The organism is Luteimonas rhizosphaericola (genome assembly GCF_029888045.1).
Classification (GTDB): domain Bacteria; phylum Pseudomonadota; class Gammaproteobacteria; order Xanthomonadales; family Xanthomonadaceae; genus Luteimonas; species Luteimonas rhizosphaericola.
The window spans coordinates 128,283-149,738 of record NZ_JARXRN010000020.1 but is presented as its reverse complement, the minus strand read 5'-3'; the positions used below and the strand labels follow the sequence as shown (position 1 = coordinate 149,738).

The window sequence follows — 21,456 nt, the reverse complement described above, 5'->3', positions numbered from 1 at the left end:
GTCGCGGGCCCGGACTTTCAGGCGGCCTTGCGCAGCGGGACCGGCAGCGTCGCATGCGCGCGCCCGATGGCGGCGGTGCGATGCTCGGGGGACAGGCCGATGCCTTCGGCGCGCACGAACTCGATGTCGTCCACGCCCAGGAACGCGAAGACGTGGCGCAGGTACGGCTCGACGAAGTCGCTCGGCTGGCCGTCGTGGATGCCGCCGGCGGAGGCGACCACGATCACCCGCTTGTCCCGCGCCAGGCCTTCCGGACCATCGGCGGTGTAGCGGAAGGTGCGCCCGCGCACCGCGATCCGGTCGATCCAGGCCTTGAGCGAGGAGGGAATGGCGAAGTTGTACATCGGCGCGCCGATCACGACGACGTCCGCATCGAGGAACTCGCGCAGCGCCGCTTCCCCACGCGCCGCCTCGGCGGCGTCCTGGCCGGCCAGCGCCGCGCCGGACAGGTGGGCCAGGGGCTCGCTGCCCAGGTCGCGGGCGACGACGTCCAGGTCCGGCGCGGTGTCGCGCCAGCGTGCGACGATGGCGCCGGTGAGTTCGCGGCTGACCGACTGGTCGCCGAGGATGCTCGAATCGATGTGCAGCAGCTTCATGGCGGTGGCTCCGTTTCGCCGGCGGAACGCCGACACCCGGACACCATAGGTTGTTGCGATAGTGGAATAAACGTGCTGAAATGCCACGCATCGTTCCATCGAGGATGCCATCGTGCAGGATCTCAACGATCTCTACTACTTCGCCATGGTGGTCGACCACGGCGGTTTCGCCGCGGCCGAGCGCGCGCTGGGCATCCCCAAGTCGCGCCTGAGCCGGCGCATCAGCCAGCTCGAGACCGATCTCGGCGTGCGCCTGCTGCAGCGCTCGACGCGCCGCTTCGCGGTCACCGACGTCGGCCAGAGCGTGCATCGCCACGCCCAGTCGATGCTGGCCGAGGCCACCGCCGCGCGCGAGGTGGTCGACCGCCTGAGCGCCGAGCCGCGTGGCGTGGTCAAGGTCAGCGTGCCGGTCGGCGTCGCCCAGCAGCTGATGCCCAAGCTGCTGCCCGAGTTCCTGGCCCGCTACCCGGAAGTGCGCGTGCAGATGCACGTCAGCAACCGGCGCGTGGACGTGATCAACGAGGGCTTCGACATCGCGATCCGCGTGCGCACCAAGTTCGACGACGACGGCAGCCTGGTGATGCGCAGCTTCGGTCAGATCCAGGAGCTGCTGGTGGCGAGCCCGCGCTATCTCGACAAGGCCGGGCGCCCGACCGCGCCCGAGGACCTGGCCTCGCACACCTCGATGACGATGGGCGAGGACGAGGGCCGCCAGCGCTGGGAGCTGCAGGGGCGCGATGGCGAGGTGCGCCGCGTCGAGCTCAAGCCGCGCGTGTCGGGTTTCGATTTCCCGATGCTGATGGACCTGGCCAAGCAGGGCCTGGGCATCACCATGCTGCCCGAGACGATGTGCGCCGACGCGGTGCGCAGCGGCGAGCTGGAGGTGGTGCTGCCGGACTGGCGCCTGCCGCAGGGCGTGGCCCACGCGGTATTCGCCTCGCGGCGCGGGATGCTGCCGGCGGTGCGCGTGTTCATCGACTTCCTGGCCGAGAAGCTGCCGCCGCTGATCGAGGAGTCCAGCCTCAACTGCAGGCACTGCGGCAAGGACGGTGAGGCGGCCGGCGCGCGCGCCGCGGCCCCGGCACGCAAGCCGTTGCCTGCCGCAACGCATGCGACAATGCGCTGAGCGCGTAGGTGCCGGACGCCGCGGGTCGCGGGCTGGCGTGAGGCATGCCGCGGGCGCGCGGTCCACACGCGGAAGGGTGGCAGAGTGGTCGATTGCAGCGGTCTTGAAAACCGCCGATGCGCAAGCATCCGTGGGTTCGAATCCCACCCCTTCCGCCAGTCGCCCTTATAAATCAACGCTTTACGTCAATCGTAAGGGGCTTCCCCACATCTGAACCCACATTGAATGGCCTAAGCCGCGAAGGGCATGTGGATCGCCTGCACGGGCTGTCGCTGGCACCCGTATACCGCCAGCCCGGTGGCAATCAGCAGGTCATCGTGGGCGCCGCTGCGGGCATTGAACTGCGCGTTGCCGGCCGCGGTGAAGTTCAGGCGGTAGTCCGCCAGCTCGCGCGCAAGCACCGCGGCGTCAGGTAGCGTCTCCTCGATCGCCAGCTGGCCGGTGTGCAGCACCGCCTGCAGCCGGCTCACAAGGTCGACCTTCGACACCGCGTGGCGCGCGCCCTCGGCCTTGGAGTCCTGCCCGCCGGTCAGGTGCACGCGGTTGAGTCGGCGGATCTGCGCCTGGTGCAGCAGGTCGCCGACGGCCCGGCCGACGCCGGTGCAGTCGTAGAACACGCGCGCGTCTTTCAGCGGCGCACGGCGCACCAGGTCCGCGATGTGGGCTACCTGCGCCGGGTAGTGCGTGCCCAGCGGCAGGCGCTCCAAGTGGCGGACGTTGAACTGCTGCCGGAAGGCTTCGTCCTGCCGCAGCTCCTGTTCCCATTCCAGCGCCAGGCGCCGGCCCTTGTCGTGGTAGTGGGCGTGTTTGCGCGCCTCCGGGTTCACGCGCCAATGCACGTGCTCGATGACTGCGATTGCGGTCGGGTCGTGGGCCTGGCCCAAGTCGACGCCGACCACGAACTCGCGGAGCTCCTGGAACTTCATTGCCACAACGGGCCTCCCGCCGGCCTCACGGCCCGCTCGATCAATTCGGTGGGGAACAGCTGTTCCTCGGTGTCGACGAACTCGCACAGATATTCCTGGCGGAAGATGAAGTCGCCGACCAGCTTGCGTTCCTCGGCCAGCCACTCCGCGGAGATGCGCGGGCAGTCGTGCGCCGTGATCTTCGTGCGCTGCCATCGGTCGCCGCCGTGCGCCCACTGCTCATAGAACCAGCCACGCTTGCCCCAGGGCGTGGACAGGCAGAGCATCCGCCCCTGGTCGAGCTGCGTGCTCGTGGTGGCGAGCATCGGGCGCAGGGCGCCGTACAGCGCCTCCTCGGTGCGGCTGGCTTCGTCCACCAGGATCAGCCGCGGCGCGCTGTAGCCGCGCGTCGTGGCCTCGCTGCCGGGCAGGGCGATGATGCGACTCCCGTTGGGAAGCTCCATCTTCGTCTCGGTGACCGCGACCGGCGTGGGGACGTCGGGCAGCGCGCGATAGAACGCGGACACCTTCTTGAACAGCTCGGTCGACTGGCGCTGCGCCGGCGCGAACAGCAGGACCAGGCCGGGGTCGTACAACGCCGAGTGGACCGCCAGCGAGGCGACAGTGGTGGACTTGCCCGACTGCCGGCTGCAGAGCAGCAGCTGGCGCGGGTGCGAACTGCGCAGGACGCCGGCCTGCCAAGGGTCCGCCGCCATGCCGGCGCCGGTGAAGATGGCCGCAGGATCCAGCGCGCGCTCGAACTCGGCCGCAAGGCTAGACACGCGGGACCATCTCCGTGGCCCGCGACTCGACCTGCTGCCTCACGCGCTGCGCCTCGCCTTCGAGCACGGTTGACGCCTGGGCGGCCAGCGTCTCGGCCCGGTGGAATGCTGCGATGGCGGCCTGGTGCGCCTCCGGGAACGGCCGCAGCGCGCGCACAAGCTCCGTGCGCAGCGCGTGGTATTCGGGCATCGAGGCGATGTGGACGTGCCGGTGGTCGTGACGGATGACTGCGCCGAGCTCGCCCATCAGCTTGGCGATGCGCTCGGTGCACCGGCCCGCCTCCGCGATCGCCGCACGCTCGCCGGCGCCGTCGCCAATGCGGACGCATTGGTCGGCGTTGGCGTACATGCGCGACCGCTGCCAGACCAGGTTGTCGAGCAAGCTCTTGCTCTCGACCTCACGGATGTGGGCCAGTTCCTCGTCGCTGCGGTTGGGGCGGACCGCCAGCTTCGTCAGGAGCTCAGGCTTCATGTGATTCGAACGGTGCCGCGACAGCTGCGACGGATCCAGCCCGTATCGCTTGCCGAGCACGCGGCAGGCGATGCCGTTCGCCAAGCCGATCTCGATCGCGGCCCGGTCGGGGTGGCTGCAGGTTGAGCAGGCGCGTGCCATTAGCCAAGCCTTGCCGTCGCGGTGCGCATCTCGGCCGCAGACTTGCGCGCGATCTGCGTCGGGGTCTCCCTGGTCATCAGCCCCTGCACCTGGATCACCTGGTGGACCTGCGGCGGCCCGGAGTAACCCGGCATCCGCCCGTTGGCGATCTGGTCGAGCATCCCGCGCCCCAGGCGCCGGGTGGCGTCGGCCGGGATCACGTACTCGCCCCGGTGCACCAGCCCGGCGACCTCGCGCTTTCCGCCGTCGCCGGTGTAGCCGCCTTCGGACCAGCCCCAGCCGGCGTTGCCGCCGCCGAACAGAGACCAAAGCGCGTTGACCCAGCCGCCACCAGACCCGCCGCCACCGCCGCTCGACGCTCCCTTGAGCCAGCCGGTGATGCTGTCGGCCCAGTCGTCGGAGATGTTGCGCGTGACCTGCGCGGCCAGGTTGTCGAACAGGTTGCGCAGTGCCTCGGTGGCCGACTCGGCGCCGGTCACGATGTCGAACAGCGAATCGGAGATGGTGCCGCCGAACTGCTGCCACCGGTACTCCGCTTCCATCAGCTGGTCGCGGGTCTGCAGCAGGTCCGCGATCGATGCGACCTGCGCGTCGGTCGCGGTCGCGCCGGCCATGCGGGCAGCTGTCAGGCGGTATTGCTCCACGGCCGACGCCTGGAGCCACCGGACCTCCTCCTCCAGTCCCGCGATGATTTCGCGTTGTGGATTCAAGCGGCGGTCGATCGCCTCGGCCTCGGCCTCGTACTCGCGGCGCAGGTTGGCTTGCGCGGTCGCCAGCGCACCAGCGGCGATCTCGCCCTTGCGTGCGAGTTCGTTGAGCCGTTCCTGGTCGACGGAGAAGCGATACGCCGCCTCGGCTACCGGACCGGCCAGGCTCGCGGCCATCGCCTCGAAGCTGTCGCGCGCCGCGGTCGTCGCAGCCACCATCTCGCGCAGTTCCTCGGCAGCCTTGCGCGAGAAGTCGGGCAGCTTGGCGCCGCGGGCCTGGCGGCCGCCGCTGCGCGCACCGCGCCGGGCGTAATCCGCCTGGATGGCGGCAATGCGCGCCTGGATCTCCGCCTCCGACCGTCCGGCCGCGGTGCCCTGCCGGCGCGCCTCCGCAATGTCCCGCTCGAGCTTCTCGCGCTCGGTCGCATAGCGAATCGCACTGCGCTGCCAGTCCTGGTCAGCAATGGCGCGCGCGCTGTCGACGATCGGGCCCGTGGTGACGTTGGAGAAATCAGGGCGGTCGGAGCCGCCCCGGCCACCTGCACGCTGCAGGCCGAGTGCACTCGACTGCAGCAGCAGGCCGGGCAGGCCGCCGAACTGGCCCGCCCTGGCGATCATCTGGTCGAGCGCGTTGTCCATGCCCTCGACCACCTGGTCCCACGTCTCGCCGGCGATGCGGCCGAGTCCGCGGAAGGCCGACGAAATGGCGCCGACCTCGGCCGCGATGCGCGGCGCGCGCGTGTTGATCGCGTTCGCATACGCCTCGATCGCCTTGGTCGCTGCGTCCACGTCACGGCCCTGCGCCTGCAGGGCACGAATCTGGTCGTAGGTCGATTCCGTCAGGAAGTTGTAGGTCCGGTTGAGTTCGAGCACGGCCTTCACCGGATCGTCCTGCAACCGCGCGAACTGCTTGACCGTGTCCTCGACTGCGGTGCCGGTCGCAACGCGCCATGTTTCCGCGGCCGTCGTGACCGTCCTGAACTGCTCGGCCGTGAAGCGCCCCGTCGCTGCGACTTCCGCGATCGCACGCGCGGCGCTGCCCGCGGTGACTCCCGCGATACCGTCCAGCTCCCGCGAGTAGTCGCGCAGCGCGTCCGCGGCCTCGCGGCTGTAGCGGCCGGTGAGGATCAGCGCGCGGTCGATCGAGTTCTGCCGTTCCTCCATCTGCGTGAACGCCAGGACCAGGCCGCCAACCGCGCCGGCCGCGAGGGTGAAGGGGTTGATCAGCCCGACCACGTAGCTCGCAGTGGCGCGCAGGGCTGCGCCCACACCGCCGAAGGCGTCTTTCAGCTGGCCACCTTGCTGCAGCAGAACTTGCAGCGGCTTCTGGCCGCTGGCCAGGCCCGTCGCAATGTCCGTGAACTGCATGGGCAGCTGACGCTGCGCGGCCGTGAGCTGCGCCGCCGACAGCGCCGTCTGCTTGTAGGCCTTGCCCTGTGCCTGGGTGGCGACGGCGGCCTTGTCGCCGGCCTGCGCGAGCTTTTCCAGGTTGCCGGTGGCGACCTTGGCGCCGTCGTCAGTGACGCGGACGGAAAGGGTTGCAATGTCCATGAATCAATCCAGAGAGCGCGCGGCGCGCTCGACGAAGCTGTGCCATTCGGCGACGGAAACGCGGACCATGCCCGCGGGTGCTTGGCCGCTATGGCCTTGAAACTCGATGCGGGGCGCGTAGGGCAGGCGGGTCGAGATGACGATGGGCAGGCCCGGTTCCCACTGCTGCAGCTTCGTGGCGCCGTTGGCGATCGTCAGCGCGCCGGACGGGTCCGGCTTGAGCGTGGCGGTGAATACGGCCTGGTCGAAATCGACCGTCCACGACGCACGCAGGCGACCGCCCACGTAGCCCGGCGGCCCCTTCGACTTCCAGAGGGTCGGATTGCCGACCGGTGTCTTCATCACGATCGACGACAGCAGGTCGATCGATGACTTGCGCATCACGGTGGCGATGCCGCCGTCCACCTTCTCGGCGAACTTGTGCAGCGCCTTGCCGAAGTCGGTGCGTGCCATTACCGGTCTGCCGCCCTTAGCTATTCGGGAACGGAGCGGTAGGCGCCGTGAATGCCGACGTGTAACGCGCGACACTCTTGGTGAAGCGCCCCTCGTCGATGTGGCCATGGAACAGGGAGTCGGAGACTGCACCGGCGCCAATGTATGCCTTCAGGCTGCCAGAAGGGTATACGGTAGTCGAAGACGTGCCACTCAATGCGCCGTGCAGGAAAAGCCACCAAACACCCGAGTCCTTTGTGGCCGCAAAATGGCGCCACACGCCCGTCGAGACCGTTCCGGCTCCGCTTGAAATTCGCACGGCGCCGCTACCGCCGCTGGCCGTGTACAGGTACAAGCCGAGCGTGGAGGAGACGCCGATAGTGATGCGCTCGCTATTGGATGTTCCGATCGTGATGATCGCGTTGTTGCCGATGCTCGCCGGGCGAATCCAGCCCTCAGCGCAATAGTTTCCCGAAAGGTCGAAATCGGTACTCGTGGAGGCGGCCTCGACGCGCGAGTTTCCCCCGCCCGATAGCAGCAGGCTCGAAGGCCCAAACGCCGCATGGCCCGTATCAAGCGCGCTGCCAGAACCAAAGAAGGTCCAACTCTTCCCCTTCTGATCAGTTGTGCTAGTGCTTCCATCCGCCCCGTCCAGGTGGAGCAGCGAAACCACATTTGCCCAATACGGGTCGGTGACGCCGCCCGATGCGCCTGCCATCATGGCTCGCCGAAGCATCATGCCGCCTCCTCCCAGTTGGACCCGCTCTCCAGGTTGGCGGCCAAGTCGAAGTCGATGATGGACGTCGACAGCTCGACGACCGCCTTGTCGGCGCGGGTGAACTGGTCGATCGCCGCGTGGATCTCGTCGGCCTCCGCCATCACGTCGGGGATGGTCGCGCGCAGGTGGGCGTTGATCGCCTCGCGGTACAGGGGCGAGTCGTCGGACAGACCCAGGGCGACGGCCGGCGCCGTGGCGAGCGCGCGCGGGTGGGCGCGGGCCAGTGCCGCGGCCTTGTTGGGGTCGGCCTCGGCGCGGATCATCGCGCGGACCTCGGCGTCGATCTGTGCCTCGCCCACGCTGGTGGGCGGCTTGCGGGCGTTGGCCTGCAGGGTGGCGATGTGCTGCGTACGGGCGTCCAGCTCGGCCATCAGGCGCTGCGAGTTGGCGTCCAGCTGGCCGAGCTTGGCCTTGGCCGCCTTCGCGCTGCGGACGAAGGCCGTGGTGTGGTCGACGGACTTGTCGGCCAGGGAGCGGAAGTGCGCATCCCGGATCTGCGTCCAGGTGCTCTGGCACCGCTGTGCGTGCTCGGCGATCTCCCGCCCCAGCTGCGTGGCTGGCGGCGGGGCGTAGGGCTCGGTGCCCTCGGGTCCGTCCATGCGCAGCTGCGGGCCGAACTTGAGGCGCAGCGTGGTGGGGGACAGGTCGCTCTCGTCGTAGGCGCGTTGCGCCTTTGCGGGCAGGGCGCGGCGGATGGCGTGGTCGGTGGGCATGTGGGTCGGTCTCGGGTTGGGGCGGTAGTGCACACCGCCGTTGCGTCTCGGCCAGTGTTGGCCGCTATGTGGGGAAACTCAAATCCCGAACGCCGGAAGCGTTCATTTCCGCGGGTTGTGGCGGAGAGAGCCTCCGCCTTGCAGCGTGAGAGCAGGGCGCGAAGGCGCACAAGTGACAGGCCGACTCCCTGAATGGGGGTGCGGAACCCCCTGGCCGTTGCACCGCTGTTGCGCTCGTTGCGTTGCGTTGCGTTGCATTGGTTGCGCATCGTGTTGCGCTGTTGCGTTGCACTGGCCCCCCTTAGGGGGCCATGCATGCAACATGCAACAGCGGTCAGTCCTTGAGCCATCGGCTGATCGTGGCCTTGTCGCGCCCAAGCTCCTCGCCGATCTGCTTGAGCGTGTAGCCCTGCGCCTTGAGCTCGACCGCTCGCGCCTGCATCACCGCCAAGTCTTCCCGGGCCCCATCGGCTTTGGCCTTCATGTTCTCGACCAGTTTCTGCGTAGGCGATCGAATCACGAGGCTGGACTCGACGTTCCCACATTCATCGACCAGGCCAGGGAGCGGGACCGATTCCGTGCACAGCAGGATGGGGTCGCCCTCGCGGCCATCCTTCTGCTTCGGGTTGGTGAGTTCCAGCGCGTGGCCAGGACCATCGAACTTGAGTCGCTTGATGTAGAACTGCACGTCGACGCCGGCGGGCATGGAGCTATGGCCGCGGGCACGATCCCCGTCGTGACCGGTGTGGTGAACCGCGAGCACCGCGCACTTGAACCGCTGGCGCATTGCACGCATTGCCTGGAACACTTCCCCCATGTCCTTGCCGCTGTTCTCCTCGCCGCCATTGAGCGCGGTGAACAGGGTGTCGAGCACGATCAACGCAGGATCGCCACGCTCGACGGCGAGCTGGTCAATGTCGACAAGTAGGGCGGCCAGTTCGTGAGCGTTGCGGACGTTGGGCATCTCCCGAAACGCGAGGTTGGCCATGGCGCCGCCGTTTCCGATCTCCCACGCGCGCAGCCGGCGGGCGAAGCCGCCTTCGCCCTCGCCCGCGAGGTAGAACACGGTGCCGGGCTTCGTGGCGCGGCCCTGCCACGGCGAGCCGTTGGCGATGGCGCCCGCCCAGTCAATCGCGAGGAACGTCTTGCAAGTGCCCCAGCTCCCGTAGAGCAGCCCAGTGCATTCTGTCGGCAGCACCTTGTGTATCGCCCAGCTGCTAGGTTTGAGGTTGGCAGGGGACGTCAGCGCGTCCCCCCAGGTGAACCCCTGCAGTCGTGAGTCGACGGCGAGCCCTTCGAGTTCCGCGCGGAACGCGGCCTCGATCTCGTCCGCAGGCAGGAGGAAGGGGAGCTTCCCCTCATTACGGCGCTGCAGGAGGATCTGCAGCGCTAGCTCCTCGGTGAACATCTGCGAGCGGACGGCGCGCGCTGCCTGCCTCGCGTGTACGGTGAGAATCGCGGCGTCGCTCATGCTGCGCGCCTCCCGCGGTCGAGGCTGATATGCATCAGCAATTCCTCGGGCGGCAGCGGCCGATCGGGCAGCGGGATAAGGCCGATCTCCCCGTTCGAGCTCCGCAGTACGCGGCAAGCGAGCCGGAAGTTCTCCGCATGCGCCAGGATGTAGTGGATGGACGGATCGGCCATCAGCTGGGGCAGCATCTGCGCTGACCAGTACCGCGGCCCCACCTGCCCGGGCTTCCAGGTCGCGACGACCAAGCCTGAACTGGCCAGGTTGACTGCTTGCTCCTGCGGCCTAAACTCCAAGGGTCCGTGCTTTTTCCTGTGCCGATTGAAGCCGCCCCCGCCAGGGCGGCTTTTCTTTGAGCGGGGTCGCTTGCTCATCCGTCCACCCCCGGTCGTGCGCGGGTGATGTCGTCGACGTTGCGGGCCATGCACTCGCCTACGTCAGTGAGCGCGAGGCCGAAGCGCCACATGTCGTCGATGACGGCGCGCAGCATGTCCAGGCGGGCGGCATCGTCCAGGCCGGCCAGTTGTTCCAGCATGCGCTGGCGGCGTTCGAGGGCGGTCATGCGCTGATCCCTCCATCGATCGCCAGGTCCAGGTCGCGCAGGATCCGCTCGGACTCCGCGAACTGCGCGCGCATGCGTTCCTGCTGCTCGGCGTGGACGCGCCGCAGTTCCTCGCGCCGACGCTTGAGGGTCTCGATGCCGCCGGGCTGCGCTGCCATCGCCTGGAAGGCCTCCAGGTTCAGCTGCGGTGCCTTCGCGACGGATGACTTGCCCCGGGTGGTGAGCGGCTGGAAGCGGCGACGGTTCATGCGGCCTCCTGGCGCGTCTGCGCTTCGAGCCACTGGCGAACGTCGCCCCACCGCCAAGCGGTGATGCGACCGTTTTCGAGTCGATGCGGGCTGGGGAATGCGCCGGCTTTGACCTTGCGCCACAGGGTGACGGGCGCGAAGGGGAGCACGGGTAACAGCTGCCGCTCGCGCACCAGGGCGCAGTCGGGCAGGTCCGATAGAGGGAGGGGTGTAGACCTCGGTTTGGTCTTGGGCATGGCGAAGCACTCGATTGGGTGCCTGCGCCGGAAACGAAAAGGCCAGCGCAAGCGAGTGACCGCAGCGGTTGCTGCGATACCTGCTCGATGCGCCGGCCCTTCGACCCTAAGCGGCTCCCATCGCGTTCCTCTCCGAAGGCAATGCTTCGGGGGTGCTCCTGTCCGCTCAGCGAATCAGATTGTCAGGTGCGGGTTAGATAGGTGTCCTCGGTTGGCGGAATGTCTCCGCGCTTCAATACGTTCCACTCCGTGTCCGCCAATGTCAAACCCGCGGCAGTCCCGCGATGGCGGCCCGCGCTTGCGCCCACACGTCGTCGTCTGTCTGCGCCAGCCGCTCGCAGTGGTCCAGGGCCTCGGCATGCGACAGGTAGCCCGCGTCCGTCAGGTTGCCGTAGGTGATCCGCAGGCTCGGCGACCAGTGCGCCGGCAGTTCGTGCGCGGCCAGCGGCCGGGTGCGGGGGAATGCGATGACGTTGCTCATGCCGACTTGCTCCGGTTGAGGCTGACCACGTTGCCCGTGGCCGGCGGTGTGTCGATGAAGTTGGACCAGTCCTGCATCATCCTGGCGCGCTTGGCGAGCATGTCGCCGCGGCGGTAGGCCTTTTCCGTCTTGCTGTCGATCGCGTGCGCCAGCGCCATCTCGGCCATCTCGTGCGGGTACGCCGTGCGCTCGCTGGCCCAATCGCGGAAGGTCGAGCGGAAGCCGTGGGGCACGGCTGGCACCTTCATGCGCTTCATCACGGCGAGCAGGCTCATGTCGGACAGCTGGCCGCCGCGTGGAGCGGGGAACACAAGGTCGGTTCCCGCCATGCGTGGCAGCGCCTGCAACAGCGCGACGGCACGATCGGACAGCGGCACGCGATGATCCTTGCCGGCCTTCATGCGCTCGCCCGGCACCGTCCACGTAGCGGCATCCAGGTCAATTTCGCTCCACTGCGCGCCGCGCACCTCTCCCGATCGCGCCGCGGTCAGGATGGCGAACTCGAGCGCGCGTGCGGCCATGCCGTCGCGATCACGAAGCGCGACCATGAATCCGTGCATGTCGTCGACGGGCAGGGCGGCGTGATGCTTGACGCCGCGCACCTTGCCCGGCGCCGGCATCAGCGGCTGCAGGTTGCCTTTCCAGCGCGCGGGGTTGTCGCCCTTGCGATACCCGCTTGCCGTGGCCCAGTCGAGCACGGCCTCGATCCGCATCCGCACGCGCGAGGCTGTTTCCGTCTTCGTGGTCCAGATGGGGGCGAGCACCTGCTGCACGTGCCCGACCTCGATCTGGTCGACAGGCACGCTCGCCAGTCTTGGGTAGGCGTAGGTCGTGAGCGTGTTGGTCCACTGCGAAGCGTGCTTGGCGTTCTTCCACTCCGGCCGCTTGGCCGCGATGGTCTGCTCGGCACACCAGCGGAACGTCGGTACGCTGACCAGCGCCGCGCGCTTCGCCTGGCGCTCTGCAATCGGGTCGATGCCGTCCTGGATCTTTCGCCTCGCCTCACGGGCGCGCTCTCGCGCTTCGGCCAGTGGCACGTCGGGCCAGCCACCCAGCCCCATGTCGCGTCGGCGGTCGCCGATCACGACGCGCAGGATCCAGTTGCGCGCATCGCCGGACACGCGAAGATAGAGTCCGGTGACGCCGCCAGCGGCGTGCATGCCGTCGGGCTTCTGTTTCACCTCGACGGGCTTGAGCTCTCGTGATCGCTTGGGCATCTCGCGTTCCCATCATCCCGGCCCACATGGCAGGGTGCAATGGGAAGATACGACTAGACACAACAGGACGCAACAAATGCCCGGGAAAATCGCGCTAGCCGGCGGCTATGAAACCGCCAGAAACGGCCAGAAACATGGCGGAGGGGGACACCCCTTCCGCCAGTCGCCTGCCGTGCGCGGCGCGATTGCCGGATGAAGACCTTCGGCCTGTTCCTGCTGACCGCGCTGGCCGAGATCATCGGCTGCTATCTCACGTGGCTGTGGCTGAAGCAGGGCCGCTCGGCCTGGCTGCTGGTGCCGGCCGCGCTGAGCCTGGCGCTGTTCGCCTGGCTGCTGACCTTCCACGACACCGCGGCCGGGCGCGTGTATGCCGCCTACGGCGGCGTCTACGTGGCCACCGCGCTGGCGTGGCTGTGGCTGGTCGACGGCGTGCGCCCGACCGCGTGGGATGTCGGCGGCGTGGCGGTGGTGCTGTTCGGCATGGGCATCATCATGTTCCAGCCGCGCTGAGCGGCGGACGTTTTCGCACGCGCCGCTGCGGAGGCTGCGTGCGAGCCTGCGAGGCGGAGAGGTGCTCAGCCCACGCCGATGTCGAAATGAAGCACCTCTTCGCGCACGCCGAGTTTCGTGTACAGCGCCACGGCGGGCGCGTCCGGCGGATCGGCCTGCACGGAGATCACCCAGGCGCCGCGCTCGCGCGCCACGCCGCGCAGCCGGTCGATCAGCCCGGTGGCGATGCCCAGGCGGCGGTGTGCCGCGTCGACGGCGAGATCGTAGATGTAGATCTCGCTGCGCGCCTGCTCGAACTTCTGCAGTTCGTAAGCGGCCAGCCCTCCGACCACGCGCCCACCCGCGGTTGCGATGATGGCGATGAACTGGCGCCCGCCGAGCAGCCCGTCCAGATAGGCGTCGTCCGGTTGCGCGGCGGTGTAGGTGGCGGGTTCGTCGAAGACTTCGCCCATCATCGTGAGCATGTCGCGCAGCAGGCGCGTATCCCCTGACTCCAGGCGCCGGATCTCGAACGCATCGTCTGGTTCCATCGCGGACTCCGGTGGTGGCGCGCAGCGTGTCGTGCGCCTCCGCAGTTTCCCCGGCGGGCGGGAGTTCGCAAGGGCCGCAGGTCACCATGGCGGGCCGGCGGGTTGCGCCTGCCCGGTGCATGGCGCTAGCCTCCGGGCGGGGATGCATGACGAGGGATGACAGGGATGACGATCCGGGTGTTCATGGTCGACGACCATGCGCTGGTCCGCGCCGGGATGCGCATGATTCTTTCGGGCGAAACCGACATCGAGGTGGTCGGCGAGGCCGAGAGCGGCGAGGCCGCGCTGCCGCTGATCCGCAAGCTCAAGCCCGACGTGGTGCTGTGCGACCTGCACCTGCCCGGCGTGAGCGGGCTGGAGGTCACCGAGCGCATCGTGCGCGGCCGCCACGCGAAGGTGATCGTGGTGTCGGTGCTCGAGGACGGGCCGATGCCGCGCAAGCTGATCGAGGCCGGTGCATCCGGCTACGTGGGCAAGGGCGGCGATTCGGACGAACTGCTGCGTGCGGTGCGCGATGTCGCGCGCGGCAAGCGCTATCTCGCCGCGGGCATCGCGCAGAAGCTGGCGCTGTCGGGGCTCGACGGGCAGCGCTCGCCCTTCGACGAGATCACGCCGCGGGAGCTCGAGATCGCGATGCTGCTGGTGCAGGGCCTGCGACAGGAAGAGATCGCCCGCCGCCTGAGCCTGAGCCCGAAGACGGTGAACACGCACAAGTCGCGCCTGTTCGGCAAGCTGCACATCGACGACACGATCGCGCTGGCGCGGCTGGCGAGCCAGTACGGGCTGATCGATCCATCGCAGGTGCTGTAGCGTCGGGCGGCGGCCGGCCCGCGGCCGGCGCCGCCGCCGCCTGTCGCCGCAGACGCGAAGAGCGCCCATGCAGGGCGCTCCTCACGGTACGACGGGCCGGACGTCGCCTCACTGCGCGACTGCGATGACCGACAGGTTGCGGTACAGCGTGGGGCTGCTCAGGCGCAGGTAGTAGGTGCCTGGCGCCGGATTGGAGAACGCCACCGATTCGGTATTGCCTGGATTGCTGGAGACACGGTCGTAGCTGGCCGTGGTCGGCACCCGGTCGCGCGCGACATAGAGCGCGACGTTGCCTTGACCGCCGTAGCTGCGCAGCTGCAGCTGACGCGTGCCCGCGGCCACGGTGAACTTGAACAGCGCATCCTCGCGCGCGCCGCCGGCCACGCCGGACGTCGGCGTCCGGTTGCCCAGCGGCACGGCGATCGCGGCCTCGTCGTAGCCCTCCGCCGCCGCGGCGACCGCGGCGCCCGCATCGACGATGCCGACGCCGATGGACTGGCTCGCGGCGGGGGGCAACGGAAACGGCCGCGCCGTGCCCTTTAGCACCGCCCGCATCTGCCCGGGCGTCAGCGGATCGTGGCCGTTGGCCAGTGCCGCCGCCTGCATCATCGCGGCCACCGCGGCCACGTGCGGGGCCGCCATCGAGGTGCCGACCATGCCCAGCAGCACGTCGCCGCCAGGACTGGCGACGGGGGTCGTGGTGCCGCTGTTGCCGGTGGACCAGACGAAGCCGGTCTGTTCCGGACCGAAGCCGCCACCGCCGGGGGCCGACAGCGCCACGACCTGCCCGTAGTTGCTGTAGCCGGCCTTGCCGCCGTCGACGTCGGTCGCGCCGACGGTGATCACGCCTGCGCAGCTGGCCGGCGAGAACGAGACGGCATCGATGCCGGCGTTGCCGGCCGCCACCACCACGGTCACGCCGCGCGCGAGCGCATCGTCGATGGCGGCCTGGGTCGCCGGGTCCTGGGTACAGCGCACGGCCGCGCCGAGGCTGAGGTTGAGCACGTCGGCCGGCGTGGGATTGGCCGGCACGCCGGGCACGTTGCCGCCGGAGGCCCAGACGATCGCATCGACGATATCCGACGTGGTGCCGCCGCAGTGGCCCAGCGCGCGGACCGGCTGGACCTTGGCCGCATGGGCCAGCCCGGCGATGCCGATGCCGTTGTTGGCGACCGCGGCCACCGTGCCGGCCACGTGGGTGCCGTGCCACGAACTGGACGTGCGGCTTCCGCACCAGCCGTCCATGCTGGCGTCGGTCCAGTCGCCGCGGTCTCGGGCATCGGAATCCCGCCCGTTGCCGTCGCCGGCGATGTCGGGGTAGAGCGTGCCGTCGACCGTCTGCCCGTACCAGCTGATGAAGTCGTAACCGGGAAGCAGGTTCGCGGACAGGTCCCGGTGCGGGACATAGCCGGTATCGATGACCGCCACCACCATATCGCGACCCGCGTTGAGCGCCCAGGCTGCCGGCGCGCGCACGCCCCCGAACGGATGGTGCATGTCCCACTGCAGGTCGGCATAGCGCGGATCGTTGGGCACGGCGGCGAGCGGATACTTCATGTAGTCCGGCTGCACCCACGCCACCTGCGGATCGGCGGCGAACGCGGCGAGCAGGCGCGAGGTCTCGGCACCGTCGAGTGGACGGGAACTGGCGAGCACCTGGCTGCCCGCCGCGGTACGCCGCACCGCCCGCATGCGCAGGGTTTTGCCGCCGGCGGCCTTCAGACCGGCCCGGCTCACCGCTGCCGCGGCATGGTCGACCACCCTGGCCTGGCTGGTCGCGCTCGCGGCACCGGGCCGGTACTGGACGATGAAGCGGTCGAAGCGGGTCTGCGCGGGCGCCCGCTGCGCGCCGGCGGCGGCGAGCGGGGTCCAGCCCGTGTGCGCGCGCACCGGCAGCGGGGTCGGGCGGGGCGCCGCGACGGCCAGGCCGACCGCGAGCGCCAGCGTGCTGCAGGCGAGGGGAAGCAGTTTCATGGGAACGCTCCTTGGGGACGATGTCACAGGTCGAAGCCGAAGCCGACGCCGGCCGAACTGTCGTGGTTGGTGAAGGCGCCGCCGACGCTGAACGACGCGCGCCCGATCGATCTGGCGTAGCCCACCGACAGCGCGCTTTCGCCGCCCTGCCAGCCCGCGCCCACCGCGACGCGTCCGCGCGGGCTGCGGCTGCCGGCGGCGTTGATCGACATGCTCATCATCGCGGTGCTCATCGCGCCGAGCCGGTCGATGCGCCGGTCCTGTCCGTCCAGGCGCGCGCCGACTTCGCGCTCCAGCGAGCGGAAGCTGTCGTCGAGCACGTCGAAGCGCTGGTCGGTATAGGCCTTGGAGGAATCCAGCGTGCGTACCGCGACGGTGTCGGTGTACCCGCGCGCGTCGGCCAGGGTGGCGGCGTCGCCGGCGTCCATCTGACGCTTGTTGACCGCGTCGGTCGCCGCGGTGCCGTCGGCGACGTTGCGCACGCGGGTCCCGCCTTCGCCCTCGAGCGTGAGCGTGTCGCCGCTGCCGTCGTCGTAGCCGATGCCGCCCTGGCCAGGGTCTCCCGGAGGGCCCGGGGGGCCGGGCGGGCCCGGCGGACCCGGGGGCGGTTCCGAGATCGCGCCGTCGAGCGCGTCGAGCCGCGCGTCGACCGCGGCGAATGCCGAGCCCACGTCGAAGTGGCTCTGGCCGCCGATCACGTAGGTCGGCTGGATCAGGACGCCATCGACCAGGGCCGCGCCGCCGCCGAGCACGGGGGCGAACTGGCCGAGCTGGTCCACGTTCACTGCGTCGTGGCCCTGGGTACCCGCGGCGAGGTTGATCAGCTGGCGCTGGATCGGATCGCGCCACTGGTTGGCATCCTCGTCGGCCATGCCGATCCAGCGGTGCGAGGCGCCCACCGAGACGACATTGTCGCGGTCGGCCAGCGATCCGGCACCCAGCGCCACGCTGTTCTCGCCCGTGGCCTGGGAGTAGGCCCCCAGGGAGAGGCTGCGGTCGCTGTAGGCCTGCGCGAACTGGCCCAGGGCGATCGCGCCCACCGCATCGCGCGGCATCGGCACGTCGGCGGTCGCGGCGGTGTCGTCGCCCGGCATGCAGATCCAGCACGGATCGTCGTCGTCGTCGTCCGGCGGCGGCTCCGGCAGGTAGCCGCCGGTGGTGGCGTTGTCGCCGATCGCGATCGCGAAATCGCCGCGCGCCGAGGTATGGAAGCCGGTGGCTACCGAACGGTGGCCGTAGGAATGCGAAGCGCCGCCCACCGCGATCGACAGGTCGCCGAGCGCGCTGCTGCCCGGCCCGACGGCGGTCGACACCTCGCCCGAGGCCCGCGCCACCGAACCCACCGCGACGCTGCTGGCGTTGGCATAGGTGCCCTGTCCGAGCGCGGTAGCATCGATGCCGTCGGCGAGGGCGCCCGCGCCCAGCGCGGTCGAGTCGCGGCCGTTGGCTTCCGAGGCCACGCCGACCGCCGTCGCCCCCAGGTTGCTGGCCTCGCTCCATGCGCCGAGCGCGACCGAGAACCCGCCGCTCGCCTGCGAGCGCATGCCGATGGCGGTCGAGACGTGCCCGGTGGCTTCCGCGCCCGGACCCATGGCGAGGGACGCGTCGCCGGCGGCGCTGGCGCCCGCACCGACGGCGGTGGCGTACTCGCCGCTGGCGGAAGTCACCATCTCCACCAGCGTCGGGGTGAGGGTATTGGCGTCCGGCAGCAGCGCCACGCCGCCCAGGGCCACCGCGGATAGGCCGCCGGTGCTGACCCCGTAGCCGATGGCGGTGCTGAAATCGCCGATCGCGGTGGCCAGGTGCCCGATGGCGATCGTGTCGTTGCCCAGGGCCAGGGCACTGGAACCCACCGCCAGCGAGTATTCGCCGAGGGCAAGCGCCTCGTCGCCGCCGGCGGGGTCGCCGACGCCGTCGAAGTAGCGTTCGGCCGCATCCAGGCCCAGCGCCTGCGCCGGTTCCTCGTCTTCGGAAGCGTCGGCATCGGGAGCGGCTGCGGCGCCGTCGTCCATGCGCGCGTCCGCGGCGCCGGGAGCGCCTGCGCCGGTGCCCGACGCATCCGGGGGCGTCGCGTCCTGCGCGTAGGCGGGCATGGCCAGGGCGGCGACCAGCATCGTGGAGAGGAGGCAGCGCGCGGGCCAGCGGGTCCGCGAAACGGACACGTCGCCGGGCGCCGTCTGTCGGCGCTCCGATCGGATCGGTTCTGGGGTCATGGTGGTCTCGACAAGGAGGGAACGGGGAACAGCGTCATGGCGGGGGCCGTCGGCCGGGCGGCCGGACCGCACGGGCAACGTCGTCGCGCGGCGCCCGGCGTCGCACTCCATTTCCATGACGTTTCGATGACCGGCGCAGCGCGTCGCGTCGAATCAGGAACTTAGCGGAGGTCCCGGATCCGGGGTTCGCGCTCGCCCGCGAGGCGGGCCATGTCCCCGGCCGCCTGCTCGGCCGACGCCGCGTGGCCCAGCGCGCGGTGGATCAGGCCCAGCACCCTGGCGGCGTGGTAGTCGCTGCGCGACCAGGGCGCGACCAGGCCGGCGAGTCGGGCCGCCTCCCCGGTGTGGCCGCGCTCGATCAGCCAGGGGCCGTAGTCGCTGGCCACTTCGACCAGCAGTGCCGGCGAGCCGCTCGCCTGCGCCTGGGCCAGCGCGGCACGGAAGCTGGCGTCCGCGGCGGCGGCCTGCCCGGAGCGTGCCTGGACGATCGCGGTGGCCAGGCGGGCGGGGATGGAGGCGTCGGCGCCGGCCGGCAGCACGATGGCCGAGCCGTGCGGCAGGTCGGCGGCGAGTGCCGCGCGCTCGCGCTGCAGCTGCAGCCAGTCGCGCACGGGCTGGGCCAGCTCGTCGCCCAGGCGCAAGGTGTTGTCGGCCAGCCGCAGCGCCAGCGCCGGCTGCCCGGAGGCCAGCGCCAGTTCGGCGCGGTAGAGCTCGTACTGGTGCAGCTGGAACGCGGTGGGACGGGTGTCGGACCGGGGCGGGTCGAGCAGCCCGGCGGCCTCGCGCAGCCGGCCGGCGCGCAGCAGGACCTTCGCGCGCGCCAGGTCGATCTGCGCCAGCTGGGCCGGGTCGCGTACCCGCGGCCGCCAGGCCCAGTAGCGCTGCATCGCGAGCCCCGCCTGCTCGTACTGCAGCAGCTGAAGGTGCATCTCGATCAGCATCGACTGCACGCTGATCAGCTCATTGATCGCCCCGAGCGATTCGAAGTCCTCGGCGGCCTTGGCGAAATACGCCACGGCCTGGGCCGGGCGGTCGCGCAGGCGTTCGACATGTCCGAGGTTGCTGTCCAGCCGCCCCAGCCCCAATGCATCCCCCGTGCGCAGCAGCTGTTCGCGCGCGTCGCCGAGGTCGGCGGCGGCCTCTTCCACGCGGCCCTGCGCCATCCTGGTGATGCCCAGCCCGTTCATGGCGCGGCCCCATTCGGCCGCGTCGCGCTCGCGGTCGAGCAGCTGCAGGGCCGCCTCGAAATCGCGCTCGGCCTGGGCATAGCGGTCGATGCGGATCGCGAACACGCCGCGGGTGTTGAGCAGGCGGGCGCGCAGGAGACGGTCGCGCGCAACCTCCGCGTCGGACAGCAGCGCGTCCAGCTCCGCGAGTCCCTCGGCATAGCGGCCCTCGCGGAAATCGACCTGGACCAGCAGGTAGCGCAGCAGGGGATCGCCCTGGCGCAACTGGGTGGCGGTGACGAGGATCTCGCGCGCGGCCTCGAGCTGGTTGGCGAGCATCGCCGCCTGTGCCCGCTGCAGGTGCTCGTCCAGGCCCGGATCGTCCTCGCCGAGGGGCGGCGGGTGGCCGAGCGCGGCCAGCAGGCGGTCGCTGGCCAGGCGCGCCGCCACCATGACGTCGGGGTCGGTTGCGGTCGCCTGCAGGCGGAGGCCGTCGCGATCGGTGGCGGACAGTTCCATGCGCCAGCCGTCGTCGCCGCGCCGCAGCCGGGGGGCGATGATCCGGTCGGCGCCGGTGCGCTGGCGCAGGTGCGCGTCGGCGCCCGTAGCATCGGCACCCTCCCGCGGCAACAGCGCCAGCGTGGTGTCGCTCGGCGCGACGGGGACGCCGCCGCGGCGCAGCCGGTCGGCGACGAACTCCATCAGGCCCAGGCGCATCCAGTCCTCATCGCCGGGCTTGACGTCGGTCGGCAGGACCGCCAGCGGTGCGCGCGTGTCGAGGGTCGCGATCGAAACCTGGGTCGAGGCGTGGTGCCAGATCGCCAGGCCCACCAGCCCGCACCCGAGCACGGCGACCGCTCCCCACCGCAGCAGACGCGCACGCCGGAATCCGGACGCCACCCGCCGCCTGCCGGCGGGTGCGGTGGCCAGGTGCGTGTCGGCCCGGGTGGCCGCAGGCGCGATGGGGCGCGAGCCGGGCCGCGCGTCCTCCGCGTTCGCCGCACCGGCGGCCTCGATGGCGTGGACCGCCTCGGCCTGCGGAACATCGCCCGCAGGCATCGGCTGCGCGTGATCGGCCGACGCCATTGCACCTGGCGTCCGGGTCGCGGACGGCGTCATGGCGGACGCGTGATCCTCCCGTCCGGGCGCCGCCTCGCGGCTGCCTTCCAGGTCCGCGGGCTGGGCGAACGCAGGCGCGAGTGCGGGCACGGGGGGCGCCCGGTTCGCGTCGGCGTCGACCGCCCGCGTCTGCGCCACCCAGCGGAACCCGAAGCGCGGGATCGTCCGGATGGTGTGCTGTTCCTGGCCGTCGTCGTGGACCGCGCGGCGGGCGCGCACGATCAGCTGGCCGAGCTGCGCATCCGATACGTCGACGCGTCCGTAGACCGCCGAGATCAGTTCGTCGCGGCCGACCGCGCGTTCGCGGCGCTCGATCAGGTAGACCAGGCAATCGAGCACCCGCGCCGGCAGGGCCACCGCCGCGTCGCCGAGATGCAGTTCGCGCGTGTCCGCGTCGAGCAGGAACGCCCCGAAACGGTACGCACGCCCGCTCACCGGGCGAACCCCGCTGCCGAGCGGCCTGTAATTCGGAGTGAGCGGCAGAGCGCGCGGACGGGCTGGGCGGACATCAGGCGAAGCAACGGCGAGCGTTGCGCGCATTGTGGCGCGTGGGTGCGGCGGTCGTCAGCCGCGAGCGGCGGCGGCCGCGGAATGCAACGTCCCGGCCGGCGCGGCGATCGCGCCGGCGCGGGTGCGTCACGCGCGGCGTGCGTGCGGGACGGCGCGTCGATACGCGCGCGCCGCGCCGGGCGGCGGACAGGGGTGGCGCGGATGTCGTG

General features: G+C 70.5%; 22 protein-coding genes and 1 tRNA gene. 4 read left to right on the top strand and 19 right to left on the bottom strand.

What is annotated here, in order from left to right:
• Window positions 1-17: 17 nt before the first annotated feature.
• Window positions 18-596, bottom strand: a complete 579-nt coding sequence (locus tag QFW80_RS04625; RefSeq protein WP_280600162.1) for an FMN-dependent NADH-azoreductase — start codon at window positions 594-596, stop codon at window positions 18-20.
• 112 nt (window positions 597-708) lie between these two features.
• On the opposite strand from QFW80_RS04625, the gene QFW80_RS04620 reads away from it, so the two are divergent.
• A complete protein-coding gene (locus QFW80_RS04620) occupies window positions 709-1,722 on the top strand; it encodes a LysR substrate-binding domain-containing protein (protein WP_280600161.1) in 1,014 nt (337 codons plus the stop codon).
• 70 nt (window positions 1,723-1,792) lie between these two features.
• Window positions 1,793-1,880 (top strand) — tRNA-Ser (locus QFW80_RS04615).
• Window positions 1,881-1,952: 72 nt separating this feature from the next.
• On the opposite strand, the gene QFW80_RS04610 is transcribed toward QFW80_RS04615, so the two are convergent.
• From QFW80_RS04610 to QFW80_RS04545, 14 genes are all read right to left on the bottom strand, one after another.
• Window positions 1,953-2,654: a hypothetical protein gene (locus QFW80_RS04610; protein WP_280600159.1), complete on the bottom strand. Its 702-nt coding sequence runs from the start codon at window positions 2,652-2,654 to the stop codon at window positions 1,953-1,955.
• On the bottom strand, window positions 2,645-3,409 hold the full coding sequence (locus tag QFW80_RS04605) for a phage terminase large subunit (RefSeq protein WP_280600157.1): 765 nt from the start codon (window positions 3,407-3,409) through the stop codon (window positions 2,645-2,647). The genes QFW80_RS04610 and QFW80_RS04605 overlap by 10 nt, the downstream gene beginning before the upstream one ends.
• Window positions 3,402-4,022, bottom strand: coding sequence for a hypothetical protein (locus QFW80_RS04600; RefSeq protein ID WP_280600156.1), 621 nt, complete (start codon window positions 4,020-4,022; stop codon window positions 3,402-3,404). Before QFW80_RS04600 ends, QFW80_RS04605 begins: the two co-directional genes overlap by 8 nt.
• Window positions 4,022-6,280: a phage tail length tape measure family protein gene (locus tag QFW80_RS04595; RefSeq protein WP_280600154.1), complete on the bottom strand. Its 2,259-nt coding sequence runs from the start codon at window positions 6,278-6,280 to the stop codon at window positions 4,022-4,024. Before QFW80_RS04595 ends, QFW80_RS04600 begins: the two co-directional genes overlap by 1 nt.
• Before the next feature lie 3 nt (window positions 6,281-6,283).
• On the bottom strand, window positions 6,284-6,733 hold the full coding sequence (locus QFW80_RS04590; RefSeq protein WP_280600153.1) for a hypothetical protein: 450 nt from the start codon (window positions 6,731-6,733) through the stop codon (window positions 6,284-6,286).
• Window positions 6,734-6,749: 16 nt separating this feature from the next.
• A complete protein-coding gene (locus QFW80_RS04585) occupies window positions 6,750-7,451 on the bottom strand; it encodes a LamG domain-containing protein (protein WP_280600152.1) in 702 nt (233 codons plus the stop codon).
• A complete protein-coding gene (locus tag QFW80_RS04580; RefSeq protein WP_280600151.1) occupies window positions 7,448-8,203 on the bottom strand; it encodes a hypothetical protein in 756 nt (251 codons plus the stop codon). The genes QFW80_RS04585 and QFW80_RS04580 overlap by 4 nt, the downstream gene beginning before the upstream one ends.
• Before the next feature lie 334 nt (window positions 8,204-8,537).
• Entirely contained in the window at window positions 8,538-9,674 is a 1,137-nt protein-coding gene (locus QFW80_RS04575) for an AAA family ATPase (protein WP_280600150.1), read from the bottom strand.
• On the bottom strand, window positions 9,671-9,862 hold the full coding sequence (locus QFW80_RS04570; protein WP_280600149.1) for a hypothetical protein: 192 nt from the start codon (window positions 9,860-9,862) through the stop codon (window positions 9,671-9,673). Before QFW80_RS04570 ends, QFW80_RS04575 begins: the two co-directional genes overlap by 4 nt.
• A 179-nt stretch (window positions 9,863-10,041) precedes the next feature.
• Window positions 10,042-10,233 (bottom strand): hypothetical protein, encoded by a 192-nt coding sequence (locus tag QFW80_RS04565; RefSeq protein ID WP_280600148.1) that lies wholly within the window; start codon window positions 10,231-10,233, stop codon window positions 10,042-10,044.
• Complete coding sequence (locus QFW80_RS04560; protein ID WP_280600146.1) at window positions 10,230-10,481, bottom strand: hypothetical protein; 252 nt, start codon at window positions 10,479-10,481, stop codon at window positions 10,230-10,232. Before QFW80_RS04560 ends, QFW80_RS04565 begins: the two co-directional genes overlap by 4 nt.
• Complete coding sequence (locus QFW80_RS04555; protein ID WP_280600144.1) at window positions 10,478-10,717, bottom strand: helix-turn-helix transcriptional regulator; 240 nt, start codon at window positions 10,715-10,717, stop codon at window positions 10,478-10,480. Before QFW80_RS04555 ends, QFW80_RS04560 begins: the two co-directional genes overlap by 4 nt.
• 262 nt (window positions 10,718-10,979) lie before the next feature.
• Window positions 10,980-11,198 carry a hypothetical protein gene (locus tag QFW80_RS04550; RefSeq protein ID WP_280600143.1) on the bottom strand — a complete coding sequence of 73 codons (219 nt, stop codon included), beginning with the start codon at window positions 11,196-11,198 and terminating at the stop codon, window positions 10,980-10,982.
• Window positions 11,195-12,415: a tyrosine-type recombinase/integrase gene (locus QFW80_RS04545; RefSeq protein WP_280600142.1), complete on the bottom strand. Its 1,221-nt coding sequence runs from the start codon at window positions 12,413-12,415 to the stop codon at window positions 11,195-11,197. Before QFW80_RS04545 ends, QFW80_RS04550 begins: the two co-directional genes overlap by 4 nt.
• 192 nt (window positions 12,416-12,607) lie before the next feature.
• On the opposite strand from QFW80_RS04545, the gene QFW80_RS04540 reads away from it, so the two are divergent.
• The gene (locus QFW80_RS04540) at window positions 12,608-12,925 is read left to right on the top strand and encodes a YnfA family protein (RefSeq protein ID WP_280600141.1); all 318 of its coding nucleotides are present in this window, start codon (window positions 12,608-12,610) and stop codon (window positions 12,923-12,925) included.
• A 65-nt stretch (window positions 12,926-12,990) separates the two neighbouring features.
• On the opposite strand, the gene QFW80_RS04535 is transcribed toward QFW80_RS04540, so the two are convergent.
• A complete protein-coding gene (locus tag QFW80_RS04535; protein ID WP_280600140.1) occupies window positions 12,991-13,455 on the bottom strand; it encodes an AAC(3)-I family aminoglycoside N-acetyltransferase in 465 nt (154 codons plus the stop codon).
• 165 nt (window positions 13,456-13,620) lie between these two features.
• On the opposite strand from QFW80_RS04535, the gene QFW80_RS04530 reads away from it, so the two are divergent.
• Window positions 13,621-14,265: a response regulator gene (locus tag QFW80_RS04530; protein WP_280600139.1), complete on the top strand. Its 645-nt coding sequence runs from the start codon at window positions 13,621-13,623 to the stop codon at window positions 14,263-14,265.
• A 108-nt stretch (window positions 14,266-14,373) separates the two neighbouring features.
• On the opposite strand, the gene QFW80_RS04525 is transcribed toward QFW80_RS04530, so the two are convergent.
• The 3 genes from QFW80_RS04525 to QFW80_RS04515 all read right to left on the bottom strand — a co-directional run bounded on the left by QFW80_RS04525 (window position 14,374) and on the right by QFW80_RS04515 (window position 21,172).
• Complete coding sequence (locus QFW80_RS04525; RefSeq protein WP_280600137.1) at window positions 14,374-16,239, bottom strand: S8 family serine peptidase; 1,866 nt, start codon at window positions 16,237-16,239, stop codon at window positions 14,374-14,376.
• A gap of 23 nt (window positions 16,240-16,262) precedes the next feature.
• Window positions 16,263-18,353: a hypothetical protein gene (locus QFW80_RS04520; RefSeq protein WP_280600135.1), complete on the bottom strand. Its 2,091-nt coding sequence runs from the start codon at window positions 18,351-18,353 to the stop codon at window positions 16,263-16,265.
• A gap of 260 nt (window positions 18,354-18,613) precedes the next feature.
• Window positions 18,614-21,172 (bottom strand): winged helix-turn-helix domain-containing protein, encoded by a 2,559-nt coding sequence (locus QFW80_RS04515; RefSeq protein WP_280600133.1) that lies wholly within the window; start codon window positions 21,170-21,172, stop codon window positions 18,614-18,616.
• Window positions 21,173-21,456 lie beyond the last annotated feature (284 nt).

What these genes read in the sequence shown, in the direction of transcription:
- QFW80_RS04535 (WP_280600140.1), bottom strand. Translation starts at nt 13,455, where the DNA reads ATGGAACCAGACGATGCGTTCGAGATCCGGCGCCTGGAGTCAGGGGAT.
- QFW80_RS04565 (WP_280600148.1), bottom strand. Translation starts at nt 10,233, where the DNA reads ATGACCGCCCTCGAACGCCGCCAGCGCATGCTGGAACAACTGGCCGGC.
- QFW80_RS04585 (WP_280600152.1), bottom strand. Translation starts at nt 7,451, where the DNA reads ATGATGCTTCGGCGAGCCATGATGGCAGGCGCATCGGGCGGCGTCACC.
- QFW80_RS04625 (WP_280600162.1), bottom strand. Translation starts at nt 596, where the DNA reads ATGAAGCTGCTGCACATCGATTCGAGCATCCTCGGCGACCAGTCGGTC.
- QFW80_RS04525 (WP_280600137.1), bottom strand. Translation starts at nt 16,239, where the DNA reads ATGAAACTGCTTCCCCTCGCCTGCAGCACGCTGGCGCTCGCGGTCGGC.
- QFW80_RS04600 (WP_280600156.1), bottom strand. Translation starts at nt 4,022, where the DNA reads ATGGCACGCGCCTGCTCAACCTGCAGCCACCCCGACCGGGCCGCGATC.
- QFW80_RS04550 (WP_280600143.1), bottom strand. Translation starts at nt 11,198, where the DNA reads ATGAGCAACGTCATCGCATTCCCCCGCACCCGGCCGCTGGCCGCGCAC.
- QFW80_RS04555 (WP_280600144.1), bottom strand. Translation starts at nt 10,717, where the DNA reads ATGCCCAAGACCAAACCGAGGTCTACACCCCTCCCTCTATCGGACCTG.
- QFW80_RS04520 (WP_280600135.1), bottom strand. Translation starts at nt 18,353, where the DNA reads ATGCTGGTCGCCGCCCTGGCCATGCCCGCCTACGCGCAGGACGCGACG.
- QFW80_RS04580 (WP_280600151.1), bottom strand. Translation starts at nt 8,203, where the DNA reads ATGCCCACCGACCACGCCATCCGCCGCGCCCTGCCCGCAAAGGCGCAA.
- QFW80_RS04575 (WP_280600150.1), bottom strand. Translation starts at nt 9,674, where the DNA reads ATGAGCGACGCCGCGATTCTCACCGTACACGCGAGGCAGGCAGCGCGC.
- QFW80_RS04540 (WP_280600141.1), top strand. Translation starts at nt 12,608, where the DNA reads ATGAAGACCTTCGGCCTGTTCCTGCTGACCGCGCTGGCCGAGATCATC.
- QFW80_RS04545 (WP_280600142.1), bottom strand. Translation starts at nt 12,415, where the DNA reads ATGCCCAAGCGATCACGAGAGCTCAAGCCCGTCGAGGTGAAACAGAAG.
- QFW80_RS04590 (WP_280600153.1), bottom strand. Translation starts at nt 6,733, where the DNA reads ATGGCACGCACCGACTTCGGCAAGGCGCTGCACAAGTTCGCCGAGAAG.
- QFW80_RS04595 (WP_280600154.1), bottom strand. Translation starts at nt 6,280, where the DNA reads ATGGACATTGCAACCCTTTCCGTCCGCGTCACTGACGACGGCGCCAAG.
- QFW80_RS04530 (WP_280600139.1), top strand. Translation starts at nt 13,621, where the DNA reads ATGACGATCCGGGTGTTCATGGTCGACGACCATGCGCTGGTCCGCGCC.
- QFW80_RS04560 (WP_280600146.1), bottom strand. Translation starts at nt 10,481, where the DNA reads ATGAACCGTCGCCGCTTCCAGCCGCTCACCACCCGGGGCAAGTCATCC.
- QFW80_RS04570 (WP_280600149.1), bottom strand. Translation starts at nt 9,862, where the DNA reads ATGCTGCCCCAGCTGATGGCCGATCCGTCCATCCACTACATCCTGGCG.